The organism is Phaeobacter gallaeciensis (assembly GCF_001678945.1).
GTDB lineage: Bacteria > Pseudomonadota > Alphaproteobacteria > Rhodobacterales > Rhodobacteraceae > Phycobacter > Phycobacter gallaeciensis_A.
This window is the reverse complement of record NZ_CP015124.1, coordinates 1,647,160-1,662,094: the sequence shown is the minus strand read 5'-3', so window position 1 is coordinate 1,662,094 and position 14,935 is coordinate 1,647,160. Positions and strand designations below refer to the sequence as shown.

General features: G+C 60.8%; 15 protein-coding genes. 11 read left to right on the top strand and 4 right to left on the bottom strand.

Translation table 11 applies throughout. From position 1 onward, the window contains the following. The first annotated feature begins 1 nt into the window (after position 1). Positions 2-727: a DNA repair protein RecO gene (gene recO / locus JL2886_RS07965; RefSeq protein WP_065271518.1), complete on the top strand. Its 726-nt coding sequence runs from the start codon at positions 2-4 to the stop codon at positions 725-727. Here the strand turns inward: recO and JL2886_RS07960 are convergent, their stop codons facing one another. Next, on the bottom strand, positions 728-1,153 hold the full coding sequence (locus tag JL2886_RS07960) for an META domain-containing protein (RefSeq protein ID WP_237028438.1): 426 nt from the start codon (positions 1,151-1,153) through the stop codon (positions 728-730). A 275-nt stretch (positions 1,154-1,428) separates the two neighbouring features. Further along, the gene (locus JL2886_RS07955) at positions 1,429-3,114 is read right to left on the bottom strand and encodes an acyl-CoA dehydrogenase family protein (protein WP_065271517.1); all 1,686 of its coding nucleotides are present in this window, start codon (positions 3,112-3,114) and stop codon (positions 1,429-1,431) included. 144 nt (positions 3,115-3,258) lie between these two features. On the opposite strand from JL2886_RS07955, the gene JL2886_RS07950 reads away from it, so the two are divergent. From JL2886_RS07950 to dgt, 3 genes are all read left to right on the top strand, one after another. Beyond that, positions 3,259-4,026: a sulfite exporter TauE/SafE family protein gene (locus JL2886_RS07950; protein WP_065271516.1), complete on the top strand. Its 768-nt coding sequence runs from the start codon at positions 3,259-3,261 to the stop codon at positions 4,024-4,026. Positions 4,027-4,089: 63 nt separating this feature from the next. Continuing rightward, positions 4,090-4,989: a cation diffusion facilitator family transporter gene (locus JL2886_RS07945; RefSeq protein ID WP_065271515.1), complete on the top strand. Its 900-nt coding sequence runs from the start codon at positions 4,090-4,092 to the stop codon at positions 4,987-4,989. Positions 4,990-5,065: 76 nt separating this feature from the next. Further along, positions 5,066-6,421, top strand: coding sequence for a dGTP triphosphohydrolase (gene dgt / locus JL2886_RS07940; protein ID WP_065273591.1), 1,356 nt, complete (start codon positions 5,066-5,068; stop codon positions 6,419-6,421). 74 nt (positions 6,422-6,495) lie between these two features. Here the strand turns inward: dgt and JL2886_RS07935 are convergent, their stop codons facing one another. Beyond that, positions 6,496-8,094, bottom strand: a complete 1,599-nt coding sequence (locus tag JL2886_RS07935) for a phosphoenolpyruvate carboxykinase (protein ID WP_065271514.1) — start codon at positions 8,092-8,094, stop codon at positions 6,496-6,498. A gap of 343 nt (positions 8,095-8,437) precedes the next feature. On the opposite strand from JL2886_RS07935, the gene JL2886_RS07930 reads away from it, so the two are divergent. From JL2886_RS07930 to JL2886_RS07900, 7 genes are read left to right on the top strand one after another with little or no spacing between them, the layout of a single operon-like run. Continuing rightward, a complete protein-coding gene (locus JL2886_RS07930) occupies positions 8,438-9,145 on the top strand; it encodes a response regulator transcription factor (protein WP_065271513.1) in 708 nt (235 codons plus the stop codon). A gap of 32 nt (positions 9,146-9,177) precedes the next feature. Then, complete coding sequence (locus tag JL2886_RS07925) at positions 9,178-10,893, top strand: sensor histidine kinase (RefSeq protein ID WP_065271512.1); 1,716 nt, start codon at positions 9,178-9,180, stop codon at positions 10,891-10,893. Positions 10,894-10,914: 21 nt separating this feature from the next. Beyond that, positions 10,915-11,352 carry an HPr kinase/phosphorylase gene (locus JL2886_RS07920; protein WP_082996037.1) on the top strand — a complete coding sequence of 146 codons (438 nt, stop codon included), beginning with the start codon at positions 10,915-10,917 and terminating at the stop codon, positions 11,350-11,352. After that, positions 11,345-12,211, top strand: coding sequence for an RNase adapter RapZ (rapZ, locus tag JL2886_RS07915; RefSeq protein ID WP_065271511.1), 867 nt, complete (start codon positions 11,345-11,347; stop codon positions 12,209-12,211). Before JL2886_RS07920 ends, rapZ begins: the two co-directional genes overlap by 8 nt. Positions 12,212-12,232: 21 nt before the next feature. Then, positions 12,233-12,631: a PTS sugar transporter subunit IIA gene (locus JL2886_RS07910; protein WP_065271510.1), complete on the top strand. Its 399-nt coding sequence runs from the start codon at positions 12,233-12,235 to the stop codon at positions 12,629-12,631. A gap of 9 nt (positions 12,632-12,640) precedes the next feature. After that, a complete protein-coding gene (locus JL2886_RS07905) occupies positions 12,641-12,910 on the top strand; it encodes an HPr family phosphocarrier protein (protein ID WP_065271509.1) in 270 nt (89 codons plus the stop codon). Between the two features lie 36 nt (positions 12,911-12,946). Further along, a complete protein-coding gene (locus JL2886_RS07900; RefSeq protein ID WP_065273589.1) occupies positions 12,947-13,849 on the top strand; it encodes a lysophospholipid acyltransferase family protein in 903 nt (300 codons plus the stop codon). Between the two features lie 111 nt (positions 13,850-13,960). Here JL2886_RS07900 and JL2886_RS07895 read toward each other — a convergent pair whose 3' ends face one another. After that, positions 13,961-14,836 carry a 3-hydroxybutyryl-CoA dehydrogenase gene (locus tag JL2886_RS07895; protein ID WP_065271508.1) on the bottom strand — a complete coding sequence of 292 codons (876 nt, stop codon included), beginning with the start codon at positions 14,834-14,836 and terminating at the stop codon, positions 13,961-13,963. Positions 14,837-14,935 lie beyond the last annotated feature (99 nt).

Below are 14,935 nucleotides of genomic sequence, written 5' to 3'. Positions count from 1 at the left end.
GATGGACTGGCGTGACCACGGTATATTGCTGACCGTGCGCCGCCATGGTGAGAGCGCTGCCATCATCGATGTCTTCACCGAAGGACACGGGCGCCATGCCGGGGTCGTGCGTGGTGGCGCCGGGCGGCGGATGGCGCCGATCCTGCAACCGGGGGCGCAGCTGGATCTGACTTGGCGCGCGCGGCTTGAGGAACATCTGGGCAGTTATCAGGCTGAACCCCTGCGCAGCCGCGCGGCGGCGGCCCTGTCCGGGCGGTTGGCTCTCGCGGGCCTCAATGCGGTGACAGCGCTTTTGTCCTTTTGCCTGCCGGAACGCGAAGCTTACCCGGCGCTATACGCGCGCACGGAACAACTCTTGGATCTTCTCGAACAAGAAGACCTCTGGCCGCTGGCCTATCTGCATTGGGAGGTGGCGCTACTGGAGGAGATGGGCTTTGGCCTGGATCTGACGGCCTGCGCTGTCACCGGGGCAGAGGAGGGGCTGGTCTATGTCTCCCCCAAAACCGGGCGCGCGGTGTCGGCGGCGGGGGCAGGGGACTGGGCGGACCGTCTGTTGCCGCTGCCACCGGTGCTATTGGGGCAGGGGGCGGCAGAGGATCCCGAGATCGCGATTGCCCTGCGCACCACTGGTTATTTCCTCGAAAGCCATCTGGCGCGCGCTTTGGGCAACCGCCCCCTGCCCGAGACGCGCGGGCGGCTGGTGGATCTGATCAGCCGTCGGCCCTGATCAGCCGTCGGCCCTGAACAGCATCTCGCGGCCTGACCCATTGCGCAGGATCAGCACGTCGCCGGTGACTTCGGCCTCGCCCATGGTTTGCAGTGCCTCCAGGAAACGGGTTTCTTCCAGCAATTCGGGGCAAACCTTGCGGGTCGATGATAGGCCTGTGGTATCGAACCAGGGGTAGGGTGCGGTGGATTCGGCGCGGTAAGCGTTGCAGGGCGCCTGTCCGGCGATCTTGCCGGGGGCGGGGAATTCCAGCGTCGCGGCGGCGCTGAAGGGCGCGCCATCAATTTGGCTCAGCCGCCATGTCTTGCCCGCTGCACCATAGGCCGACAGGGTTTCGTCCCCGGCGCAGGCAGTTAGGGCAACCAGCAGGACCGGTACCAGACGGGCGGGCCATGAAATCATTTTTGTGAAATGGGAAACGGGCATAGGGCAGCCTTCTTCGTATTCAATCAGAGCAGCAATCCGCAGTCAATTTTTGCGGGTCTTCAACCGACGGGGGACTAGGTTCGTCGCGTGGTAGGACAGATTGCCGTGGGACACCAGCGCCGACCGGTAACCAAATGGTTCACTTCATGGGGGGCATGCAGCGATGATTGAAAGGAAAACCGCCTGCCGGGAGCCGTTACCTCAATAAAAAAAGAGGCCCGGCACAAGGCCGGGCCAGTCGGGGATGTCCCCGGGGAGTGATAGGTGTGAAGGGGTCAGGCCAGCAGTCGGCGGGCGATGACCTGCGCCTGAATTTCGGCGGCCCCTTCGAAGATGTTCAGGATCCGGGCGTCGCACAGCACGCGGGAGATCTTGTACTCCAGCGCAAAGCCGTTGCCGCCGTGGATCTGCAGACCGTTGTCCGCTGCCGCCCAGGCAACACGGGCGCCCAGCAGTTTGGCCATGCCAGCCTCAAGGTCGCAGCGGTGGCCGTTGTCCTTTTCCCAAGCCGAGAAATAGGTCAGCTGGCGGGCAACCATGATCTCAACCGCCATCATCGCCAGTTTCGACGACACCCGTGGGAAGTTGATCAGCGATTTGCCGAACTGCTTGCGGTCCTGTGCATACTGCATCGCGATATCCAGCGCCGATTGTGCCACGCCGATGGCGCGGGCTGCGGTCTGGATGCGGGCAGATTCAAAGGTCTCCATCAGCTGTTTGAAGCCTTTGCCTTCTTCGCCGCCCAGAAGGTTCTCACCCTTGACCTTGAAACCGTCAAAGCCAAGCTCATATTCCTTCATGCCGCGATAGCCCAGAACCTCGATTTCACCGCCGGTCATGCCTTCGGTGGGGAAGGGGTTTTCATCGGTGCCGGGCGTTTTTTCCGCCAGGAACATCGACAAACCGCGGTGATCGGTGGTGTCGGGGTTGGTGCGTGCCAGCAGGGTCATCACATGGGTCCGGGCCGCATGGGTGATCCAGGTCTTGTTGCCGGTAACCTCGTAATCGCCATCGGCGTTCTTCACCGCGCGGGTACGCAGGGAGCCAAGGTCCGACCCGGTGTTCGGCTCGGTAAAGACGGCCGTGGGCAGGATTTCGGCGCTGGCGATCTTGGGCAGCCAGTTCGCCTTCTGCTCATCCGTGCCGCCAGCGATGATCAGCTCGGCCGCGATTTCAGAGCGGGTGCCAAGGCTGCCGACACCGATGTAACCGCGCGACAGTTCTTCGGAGACCACGCACATCGACGCCTTGGACAGTCCGAAGCCACCAAATTCCTCAGGGATGGTCAGGCCAAAGACGCCCATCTCGGCCAACTCGTTGATAATCTCGATCGGGATCAGCTCATCCTTGAGGTGCCATTCGTGAGCAAAGGGCTCGACCTTTTCCAGCGCGTAGCGACGGAACTGGTCGCGGATCATCTCCAGTTCTTCGTCCAGACCCGAGGCGCCGAACATGACAGACCCAGCCTGCTCCTGCATCAGTTCGACCAGACGGGTGCGGGCGGCAGCGGAGTTGCCAGCCTGGCACAGGGTTGTGATTTCTGCGCTGTCCAGCAGGCTTTGGGCCGAGGCGTCCAGTCCCAGATCGTTCAGGCGGATGATCTCACCCTGGTTCATCTGGATGCCGCCGCGCATCTGCGCCAGGTATTCGCCAAAGGCGATCTGGTGGATCAGCTGCTCCATTTCGTTGAACTTGCCCTCGGATTGCATCCGCTCGGCCCAGTTCTGCATCTGGCGCAGGCTGTAGACATAGGTGGCAAGCCAGGACAGCCCGTGGGCCGCAGTCTGGTGCTGCTCTACCAGTGCGCCGGAAACGCGGCCATCGGCTGTGACCAGATCGCGGACCGCGCCGCGGGCAGTCTCCAGCAGTTGGTCAAGCGGGCCAAGCGTCGCTGCGGTCAGCGTCAAAAGGTCGGGGAGTACAATCTGCTTCATTTGCAAGTCCTGTCCGTCGTGGGCCATGAGTCACATCCTTCTTCGGTCGCTTGGTGGTAAACATTTCGCAGGTGCAGCGCAATAAAAATACGCCGCGATGCGGCATATCGACCAAAAGTTTCGTGTTTATTTTGCTGCTGCAGCGGTCTGGACCTATCGCTATGAAGAGGCATGACAAGTCTTTTTTCCGCTTTCACACCGTCTGAACTGTCGGCGGCCTTTGCTGTTGCGCTGGTCGCGGGCACGGTCAAAGGGATGGTTGGTTTTGCCATGCCGATGATTCTCGTCTCTGGTCTCAGCATGTTCATGCCGCCGGAAATCGCCTTGGCGGGGCTGATCCTGCCGACGGTTGTGACCAACGGAATGCAGGCCTTTCGGCACGGCTTTGCCGCAGCGGTTCAGTCCTTGAAACGCTTCCGGCTGTTCCTTCTGGTGGGGCTGGTGTTCCTTCTGGGCAGCGCCCAGCTGGTGCGGGTGTTGCCGCAGCAGGTGATGTTGCTGATCATCGGCGTGCCGGTATCGCTGTTCGCCCTGACACAGCTGATGGGCAAGCAGCTGACACTCGCCAGGCCCACGCCCCGGTCCGAAGTGCTGGTGGGCGGCTTTGCCGGGCTGATCGGCGGCATGTCGGGCATCTGGGGGCCGCCGACGGTGGCCTATCTGACCGCCCTTGGCACGGAAAAGAACGAGCAAATCCGTGTGCAGGGCGTGATCTACGGCATGGGGGCGGTCGCCCTGTTGGCGGGGCACATCGGCTCGGGTGTCATGCGGGCTGAAACAGCACCGTTTTCGGTGGCACTGATCCTGCCTGCGGTGATGGGCATGTGGATCGGCGGACGTCTGCATGACCGTATCGATCAGGTTGCCTTCCGCCGTCTGACGCTGTTCGTCCTGCTGGTTGCGGGGTTGAATTTGCTCCGCCGCGCGCTGATGCTGTGATCAGTATCCGTTGATTAGACAGATCCGGGCCTGAAGACTACAAGCAGGGGCAGGAAGACCGACATGGGCAACCGTCTGAATGCAAGCCAGCTTGCGCTTGGATCAATCGCGATCTCCTTGATTGTTCTGGCGCTCAAGCTTGTCGCCTGGTGGGTCACCGGGTCCATTGCGCTGTTTTCCGATGCTCTTGAGTCCCTGGTGAATGTGGGCGGTGCATTCCTGGCGTGGCTCGCGGTGCGCTATGCAAGCCGTCCTGCGGATGCCGGCCACCCGTTCGGGCACCACAAGGCGGAATATTTTTCGGCCGTTGCCGAAGGCATCATGATCATCATCGCTGCCTTCCTGATCCTTGAGCAGTCGATCTATGCATTAATGCGGCCTATCGCGCCCGCTGATTGGGGAATGGCAGGTCTTTGGATCAACGCTGTCGCGATGGTGGCCAACCTGCTCTGGGCGCGCCTGCTGATCGGGCGGGGTGGGGCGTTGCGGTCTCCGGCTCTGGTGGCAGGCGGGCGTCACCTGATGAGTGATGTCTGGACGTCGGTTGGGGTTCTGTTCGGCCTTGGTCTGGCACTGTGGACAGGGTGGAGCTGGCTGGATCCGGCGCTGGCGCTGATCGTGGCGGTCAACATCCTGCGCGAGGGCTATGGAGTGGTGGCCTCCTCGGTCAACGGCTTGATGGATTCGGCTGCTCCGCCGGACGAGCGGGAGGAGATCGAGGAAATCATCCACCGCTCTGCAGAAGGTGCCCTGCAGGTGCACGGGCTAAAGACGCGCCGGGCGGGCACAGCTTTGTTCGTGGAATTTCATATGGTGGTTGCGGGCATGATGACGGTGCGTGCGGCCCATGACATCTGCGACCGGGTAGAGGACGCGATCCGGGCCGAGTTGCCAGAGGCAAAGGTGAACATCCACGTGGAGCCCGAGCACAAGCTGGAGAAGACGGGTATATCTCCGCGCTGAGGTGATTGCATTTCCGCACCAGTTTCCGTTTAACCCATGCCAAAGAGGCACAGGGGCAGGAGCGCAGCACATGGCGATGGAATGGGACAGGTTGTTGAACCCGGGGCGTTTGTGCCGACCCGATTTTGAGGAAAAGCCGGGCCGCCCCGCCTATTTGCAGGATTACGACCGGATCCTGTTTTCCGAACCGTTTCGCCGTCTTGCGCAAAAGACGCAGGTGCATCCGCTGCATTGCCATGACCACGTGCATCACCGGATGATCCACAGCATGGAAACCTCCAGCGTTGGGCGCTCCCTTGGCATTCAGGTGGGGCAGAAACTGGTTGAACGCGGCAGTCTGACCGAAGGGCAGCAGCATGTGATGGCAGGCGTGGTGCAGGCGGCCTGTTTGGTGCATGACATCGGCAACCCGCCTTTTGGTCATTCCGGCGAGGACAGTATCGGCGAGTGGTTCGCGCGCCAGTTCGCCAGCGGCACCGGCCTTGCCGCTGCTGTGCCTGTCAAGGTGCGTCCCGAATTCGAGGCCTTTGAAGGCAACGCGCAAGGCTTTCGCATCGTTGCTCGGCTGGAGATGGGCCAGCGCGAAGGCGGTATGCGCCTGTCCTATGCGACCCTTGGGGCCTTTTCCAAATACCCTTGCACTGCAGAGGCCAAGGCGCTGTCCTCGGGGAACTACGTGGGCCTTAAGAAATTCGGCGTCTTCCAGTCTGAACGCGATCTATTCGCCGAGGCTGCAACGGCGCTGGGCCTGCCCTCGGACGGCACGGGAGCGGCGCAGGTCTGGCGGCGCCATCCGCTTGCCTTCCTCGTCGAGGCGGCGGATGACATCTGCTACCGCATTCTGGATATCGAGGATGCCGCCACGGTGGGCGATCTGGACAGCGATCTGGTGGCGGGCATTCTGGAAGATATCACCGGCAAGGCGAACCACCCGGGCGATGCGGCGATGCCCCTGCGGGACCGCGTCGGAATGCTGCGGGCCATGGCCATCGGGGCCGCCATCGAAAGCGCGGTCGAGGCCTTCATGGCCAACTACGATGCCATCATGATGGGGGAGTTCAGCGATGGGCTGATGGAGGTGTCCACCAAGGCGGACGCCTTTGCCAAGCTGAAAGAGATCTCGAACGCCCGCATCTTTACCGCGCGGCGCAAGACCGAGCTGGAGATTTCGGGGCGTCAGGTGTTGCACGGGCTGCTCGATCACTTTGTCGGCCTTTATGAGGATCTGAAGGCCTGCGGCTGGGACGTCGAGGCATTGAAGGCGCGGCATGGCTATTGGGCGAAACTGATCCGGGCCGTCGATCTGGACCTGCGCGGGGTAACGGATGAGTATACCGCACTGCATTCTTTGGGCGATTTCGTATCGGGCATGACGGATCGCTATGCGGTGAAGGTCCGCGACATGGTCGAAGGACGCATTTCGCAGGGCTGATCAGGATACCGGATCTCTCATGAAACAAAAAACCCGGCCACTGGCCGGGTTTTTCGTTTGATCTGACGAAGAGTTTAGCCGATTGCGGCGGCTTTCACATCTTCGTCGATGTAGGGCAGATACTGTTCGAAGTTGTCTGCGAACATCTGAACCAGTTTGGCGGCCTGCTTGTCGTAGGCGTCCTGATCGTCCCAAGTGCGGCGCGGGTCCAGCAGAACTTCTGCAACGCCGGGCACGGCGACCGGCACGTCAAAGCCGAAGTTGGAGTCCTTGCGGAACTCGACCTCTGCCAGCGAGCCGTCCAGCGCGGCAGTCAGCAGGCCGCGGGTCGCCTTGATCGGCATCCGCGAACCGATGCCATAGGCACCACCGGTCCAGCCGGTGTTCACCAGCCAGCAGGTTGCGCCATGCTGGGCGATCTTGTCACGCAGCAGGTTGCCGTAGACCTCGGGGCGGCGCGGCATGAAGGGCGCGCCAAAGCAGGTGGAGAAGGTCGGCTCCGGCTCGGTCACGCCGCGCTCGGTTCCGGCCACCTTGGAGGTGAAGCCCGACAGGAAGTGATACATCGCCTGCGCCGGGGTCAGCCGCGCGATCGGAGGCAGCACACCGAAGGCATCGCAGGTCAGCATGATGATGTTCTTGGGGTGACCGCCACGCGCGGTGTCAGACGCGTTGGAGATATACTCCAGCGGGTAGGCGCAGCGCATGTTGGCGGTCAGGCTGTCGTCGTCAAAGTCGAGCTCAAAGGTCTCGGGGTCGAAGACCATGTTTTCGATCACGGTGCCGAACTTGGAGGTGGTGGCGTAGATTTCCGGCTCCGCCTCGGGGTTCAGGTTGATGGTCTTGGCATAGCAGCCACCTTCGAAATTGAAGGTGCCGTTGTCGGCCCAGCCATGTTCGTCATCACCGATCAGCACGCGGTCGGGGTCGGCGGACAGGGTGGTCTTGCCGGTGCCGGACAGGCCAAAGAACACGGCGGCGTCGACCGGGTTGCCCTTGGCGTGGTTGGCCGAGCAGTGCATCGGCATGATGCCTTTTTCCGGCAGCAGGTAGTTCAGCAGGGTGAAGACCGATTTCTTGTTCTCGCCCGCGTATTCGGTGCCGCCGATCAGGATCAGCTTCTTGTCGAAGTTCAGCGCGATCACGGTTTCGCTGCGGCAGTTGTGCTTGGCCGGGTCAGCCTGGAAGCTGGGGCAGTTGATGATGGTGAAATCTGCCATGAACTCGTCCAGATCCTCGCGGTCGGGACGGCGCAGCAGGTGGCGGATGAACAGGCTGTGCCAGGCAAGTTCGGTCACCATGCGCACGTTGATCGCGTGGGCAGGGTCCGCACCGCCAACCAGATCCTGCACGAAGTAGTCGCGACCCTTCATGTGCTCCAGCATGTCGGCATAAAGCGCGTCAAAGCCTTCGGGGCTCATCTCGGCGTTGTTTTCCCACCAGATGGTGTCTGCAACCGCTTCGGTCTTGACCACGTGCTTGTCCTTGGGGGAGCGACCGGTGAATTTGCCGGTGGTCACGAGAAAGGCGCCGCCGTTGCCCAGTGTGCCTTCATCCCGTTTCAGCGCCGCTTCGATCAGCGCGGGCTCCATCAGGTTGTAATGGACATTGCCCAGACCCTCGATACCTTGATCTTCGAGGCGGAATTGTGGGTTCACCCGTCCTGATGCCATGTGTTCTTTCTCCTGTGGCGGCTGCTTGAAGCCGCATACATCTAAAGCCGCGCCGTGGGGCAATTCACCGGTAGCGACACCGGTGAGCCGGGTCTTAACATGACGTTTTACACGGTGAACAGGACGCTTTGGCGCAGTTAGCGCCATCAAGTGAACGTTTAGCGCAACCATTTTTTTTGTCGCCAAAAGGAAGCGCTTTCTTCAGTGAGTGCTAAGACATTTTTGCCTTAATTGCGGCCCAAAGGTGCCGTGATTCGCCAATGGGGATTGATTCGCAGCCTGAGAAGGGCGATTAAGGAATGTAAAAAGCGAAAAGCTGAGCAGTGATTTAGGGGCGCATTCAATGTCAAAGATTGCTTTGGTGGACGACGACAGAAACATCCTGACTTCGGTGGCTATGACGCTGGAGGCAGAAGGGTTCGAGGTCGAAACCTACAACGACGGTCAGGCCGCCCTGGATGCTTTTAACAAGAAGCTTCCGGATATGGCCGTGCTGGACATCAAGATGCCGCGCATGGACGGCATGGATCTGCTGCAGCGTCTGCGGCAGAAATCGCAGATGCCGGTGATCTTCCTCACCTCCAAGGACGATGAGATCGACGAAGTTCTCGGTCTGCGCATGGGGGCGGATGACTACGTCAAGAAACCGTTTTCGCAACGCCTGCTGGTCGAACGCATCCGTGCCCTGCTGCGGCGCCAGGAAGCAATCAACGGCGACGCGGTAGAAGGCGCTGCGGTTACAGAGACCAAGGTCATGGAGCGCGGCAACCTACGTATGGACCCGCTGCGTCATGCGGTCAGCTGGAAGGGCAAGGATGTCTCGCTCACCGTGACCGAGTTCCTCCTGCTGCAGGCGCTGGCCCAGCGGCCCGGTTTCGTCAAAAGCCGCGATCAGCTGATGGATGTGGCCTATGACGATCAGGTCTATGTGGATGACCGCACCATCGATAGCCACATCAAACGCCTGCGCAAAAAGATGCGCAGCGCGGATTCCGACTTTGCGGCGATCGAGACGCTGTATGGGATCGGTTACCGCTACAACGAAGAGTAAGAGTCAGATCCGGTTTGGGGAGGCAGGGGGATATGCGCGATACCGGCAGCACACCGCCACCATCCGGTGAGGATGTGGTTCTGGGCGACGATTGGGTCGCTCCAGAGCAAACGGTGACGGAAGAGATGCAGGTGCGCCGGGCCAGCCGCGGGGTATTTTCGCTCAAAGGCTCGCCTTTGACACGGAAAATCATCACCTTCAACCTGATCGCACTGATCATCCTTGTCGCTGGGATTCTCTACCTTAACTCCTCGCGGCAGAGCCTGGTTCGCCAAAAGGCGGGCGCGCTAGTGTCCGAAGCAACCCTGATCGCAAATGTGTTCGAAGCTGAATTGCCTGCGGTGGGCGGCGTCAGCTTTGCCACCGGTGACGGCATCGATGCCGAGGGCACCCTGTCCGGCATCAGCCTGCGGGGCGGGGTCGAAGCCATGGTATTCGATGCTAGTGGCACCCTGATCGCCAGCGTCACAGGCGTTGCGCGCTCGGATGCGTTGAATGCTCTGAATGAAAATCAAAAGGGTAAAACTCTGATCTCCGACGGGCTGTCGGCGCTGTGGTCGGCGGCGGGCAGTGTGTTCAAATCCGGGGAAAACACCGCCGATGCGGGGCTTACGCTCGAGGCGCAATTGGGCCGGTTGGCGGAGCACACCCTTGGCGCCGGAGCAACAGTTGATACTGCCGTAGATACCAGGGGGGGTACGGTCTTCTCGGCGGCAGCCCCGATTCTTCACAACGGACAGGTCATCGGAGTGGTGGCCCTGGCCTCTCCCATCGGAGAAATCGACGCGCTGGTGCGTGGTGAGCGCGAGCGCGTGTTGCAGATGTTCGTCGTGGCGCTGCTGGTTTCCGTCGGGCTCAGCCTGGTTCTTGCCTCGACCATAGCCAATCCTCTTGCCGATCTGGCAGAGGCTGCGGAAAGCGGGCGCGACCGTGATGCCCGAAAAAGTCACCCCGGCCGGGTACGTATCCCGGACCTCTCTGCACGGCCTGACGAGATTGGTCGTCTCAGCCGGGCGCTGCGCGGAATGGTAAAAGCGCTCTACAGTCGCATCGATAGTAACGAACAATTTGCAGCTGATGTGGCACATGAGATCAAGAATCCCTTGGCGAGTCTGCAATCTGCAGTCGGGACCTTGCGGATGGTAAAGCGCGAAGACCAACGGGAGAAGCTTATGGAAGTGATCGAACACGACGTGCGCCGCCTTGACCGGCTGGTGAGCGATATCTCGAATGCTTCCCGACTGGATGCCGAACTGGTCAAGGAAGAAGAAGAAGAATTCGACCTCCTGACCATGCTGGGCAATCTCAACCAGTTCCTTGGCGAAGATGCCCGCTCCAAGGGGATCGACTATATCGCCGACTTGCCGCCGCAACCGATCATGCTTCAGGGACTTGAGGCGCGTCTGGCGCAGGTGTTCGTCAACCTGATCACCAATGCGATTTCCTTTTGCGAAGATGGCGATGCGATCCGTGTCTGGGCGCGACGCCGGGCCAATCGGGTGCTGATTGTGGTCGAGGACACCGGCCCGGGCATTCCCGAACAGGCGCTATCGAACATTTTTAAACGCTTCTACTCACAGCGCCCGGAAGAGCATTTTGGCAATAACTCTGGCCTTGGACTGGCGATTTCAAAGCAGATCGTCGAAGCGCATGGCGGTGTGATCTGGGCCGAGAATATCCGGCCGACCGAAGCCGACATCACCTCTGAACCGCTGGGTGCGCGGTTTGTGGTCGGCCTGCCGGTGTGATCCTCTTGTGATGGTCCTGTGATGGTGCAGGACCTTAGCCATTGTATACATGCCTCCTGTGTAGCGCTTGACGGGCGTGGCCTCCTGATCCGGGGGGCTTCCGGCAGTGGGAAATCGGCGCTGGCCCTGCATTTGATGGCCTATGGAGCGCAGCTGGTCGCGGACGACCGGGTTTTGCTCACGCTTCATGATGGATCCGTCGTGGCGCGGCCACCCAAGGCAACCGCAGGCCTGATCGAAGCGCGCGGTCTGGGCATCCTGCACGCGGAAAACACCGCTCAGGCGGCTGTCTGTGCCATTGTGGACTTGGACCGGCTTGCAGACGGGCGGCTTCCGGCCCAGTCTGCCGAAACGATTCTGGGGCTGGATCTTCCCGTGATACACCGCGTGGAGGCAACGCATTTCGCTCCGGCCCTGTTGCAGTATCTGAAATGTGGAGCCCTGAACCCTGATGCCTGACGTCGATCCCGATGCACAGCCGATCGTTCTGGTCACCGGTCCGTCCGGCGCCGGGCGCACCACGGCGATCAATGTGCTGGAGGATCTGGGGTTCGAGGCGATTGACAACCTGCCGCTGCGGCTGCTGCCGATCCTGATCGAAGCGGCAGGGGTGAGCGCGCCAATGGCGTTGGGGCTGGACAGCCGCAACCGGGATTTCGCCCCGGGTGCCCTTCTCGACATGATTGAAATGCTGGCGGCGCGGCAGGACGCGGAGCTGACGGTTCTTTATCTGGATGCCCGTCCCGATGTTCTGTTGCGGCGTTATTCGGAAACACGGCGCAGGCACCCACTGGCCCCGGCAGAAACGCCCGAGGTTGGCGTGGCGCGGGAGCAGGACCTGATGGCGCCAATTCGAGAACGCGCGGATATGCTGCTCGACACCTCCGAAATGAATGTGCACCAGCTGAAGGCCGAGATTGAACATTGGTTCGCGCCGGATGGGCGGTCGCTGGCCCTGTCCGTACAAAGTTTTTCCTACAAACGCGGTGTGCCGCGCAGCGTCGATCTGGTCTTTGATTGCCGGTTCCTGGCAAACCCCTATTGGGAAGAGGCACTGCGGTCGCTGAATGGCCGCGACGCTGCGGTTCAGGACTATGTGAAACAGGACCCGCTGTATGACGGGTTCATGGCGCGGGTGGTGGATATGGTCCGGTTTTTGTTGCCCGCCTTTCGCAGCGAAGGGAAATCGCATCTCTCCATCGCCTTTGGCTGTACCGGTGGGCAACATCGTTCGGTGACCCTGGCAGAAACCCTGGCTAAGACCCTTGCGGAAGACGGGCAGCAGGTGTCAATTAGACATCGCGAGCTGCAGCGCTAACAGCGGAACGGAGAGGCCGGGTTGATCGGGATTGTTATTGTCGCGCATGGGGGGCTGGCCAGAGAGTATCTGGCCGCCGTTGAGCATGTGGTTGGCGAGCAGCCGAACCTGCGTGCGATTACCATTGCGCCTGACGATGACCGTGACGACAAACAGCGCGAAATCTGTATTGCGGCCGACGATGTGGACACCGGCGATGGCGTTGTGATCGTTACAGACCTGTTTGGTGGCTCTCCGTCCAATCTCAGCCTACGGGCCTGTGCGCCCACGGATCGGCGCATCCTTTACGGCGCCAATCTTCCGATGCTGATCAAGCTGGCAAAATCCCGCCACCTGCCGGTTGCCGATGCCGTGCGCCAGGCGATGGAGGCGGGTCGCAAATACATCAACTCGCAGAACATTAACCCCGCAGGGGAGTAAGACACTTCAATGGCAGTTAAAACGCTGAAGATCATAAATGAAAAAGGCCTGCATGCGCGTGCCTCCGCAAAGCTGGTCGAAGTGGTCGAAGGCTTTGATGCCACGGCTGAGGTTTCAAAGGACGGTCTGTCAGCTTCCGGCGACAGTATCATGGGGCTTTTGATGTTGGCAGCCTCGAAAGGAACGACTATTGACGTCGATACTTCGGGGCCGGACGCAGAGGCTCTGGCAGAGGCTTTGGAGGCTCTTGTCGCCGACAAATTCGGCGAAGGATACTGAAGGGCACAAGCACCTGTGGAAGACGGGAAGGGCAAAGTGGCGGATACGGCGCATGACCATGACGGCGGCCTGAAGGCAGAGTCGGAGACGGGCGAGGTCTATGACCGGCGCACCCTGACCTATGCCAATTCCTTTGACGACCGCTGGACCTCGCTTGCCATCCGCGCCATCGAATGGTTCACCGGCAAGCTGACCATTCTGCGCATGGTCAAGAAGTTCGAAAAGCAGAACGCCCAGTACCGCGGCCAGAAATTCTGGCGCGGCGCGTTGAACGTGATGGGGATCGATCTGCTGACGCCCGAAGAGCAGATCCGCAACATTCCCGCCGAAGGTCCGGTTGTGATCGTGGCGAACCACCCGCACGGAATGGTCGATGGCATGATCTTTGCTGACCTGATTGGTCGCATCCGGCTTGATTACCGAATTCTGACGCGTTCGGTCCTGACGGGGCTTGATGAGGCGGCGACCTCCTTCATGATCCCGGTGCCGTTCCCCCATGACCCTGAAGCGCAGCGCAAGATGGTGGAAATGCGAGCCAAGACCATGGCCCATCTGAAGGAAGGCGGCGTTGTGGCGCTGTTCCCGTCGGGTGTGGTGATGTCGTCGGACAGCTGGTTTGGCCCTGCTATCGAGCAGGAGTGGAATGTGTTCACCGCGCAGCTGATCCGCCGTTCTGGCGCGCGTGTGGTTCCGATCTTCTTCCCGGGGTCGAATTCGCGCTGGTATCAGATCGCCTGCCGGATCTCTCCGATCCTGCGTCAGGGGCTGCTGCTGCATGAAATCGTGCGCTCCTGCAACAAGCCGCAGGCGCCGGTGGTCGGAGAGCCGCTGACGGATGCGCAGATGGAGCGGCTGCACAGCGATCCGCGCGGCTTCATGGCGTGGCTGCGAGAGCATACCTTGTCGCTGGGCAGTAAAACTCCGACTGACGACAAGTAATCCGCTTTCTGCAATGATGGATGCGCTACAGGACGCGCTGCAGCGGCTTGACCGCTGCGGGGCAGGCCCTTGGATAGGGCCGTCGCCGCAGCAGTCTGTAAAGCCCGGTGATCAGCGCGTCGGAACCGGCGTTTCCCCGCGATAGTCATAGAACCCGCGCTGTGTCTTGCGGCCCAGCCAGCCAGCCTCGACATATTTGGTCAGCAGCGGGCAGGGGCGGTATTTGGTGTCGGCCAGCCCGTCGTGCAGCACGTTCATGATGGCAAGACAGGTGTCCAGGCCGATGAAGTCTGCCAGTTCCAGCGGCCCCATCGGATGGTTGGCGCCCAGCTTCATCGATTCGTCGATGGATTTCACCGACCCAACCCCTTCATAGAGGGTGTAGACGGCTTCGTTGATCATCGGCATCAGGATCCGGTTGACGATGAAGGCGGGGAAATCTTCGGCGCTGGCGGCGGTCTTGCCCAGACGCTCCACCACGGTCTGACATGCCGTGAAGGTCTCCTCGTCGGTGGCAATACCGCGGATCAATTCGACCAGCTGCATCACTGGCACCGGGTTCATGAAGTGGAAGCCCATGAAACGTTCGGGGCGGTCGGTGCGACTCGCCAGACGGGTGATCGAGATAGACGAGGTGTTCGAGGTGAGAATCGTATGCGGCTGCAGATGCGGTTGCAGATCTTCAAAGATCGCCTGCTTGATGGTTTCACGCTCGGTTGCCGCTTCGATGACCAGATCGGTGGCCCCGATATCGGGCAGAGCCAGCGTCGGAGTGATGCGCGCAAGGGCGGCATTCATGTCCTCTTCGCTGATCTTGCCGCGACTGGCCTGCCGGGCCAGGTTCTTCTGGATCGCACTCATAGCGCCATCCAATGCGGTCTGATTTACATCATTGATAACAACGTCATAACCCGCAACTGCCATGACATGGGCAATGCCGTTGCCCATCTGTCCCGCTCCGATTACGCCGATTTTTTTGACTTCCATGCCGATGGCTCCCTGGCTGCCTGCCGGGTGATCTTATCGGTCGTTTCGGGGGGGGCACAAGGCTGGCGCAGGGGTATTTTAACCAAATTTGAGCTTTAG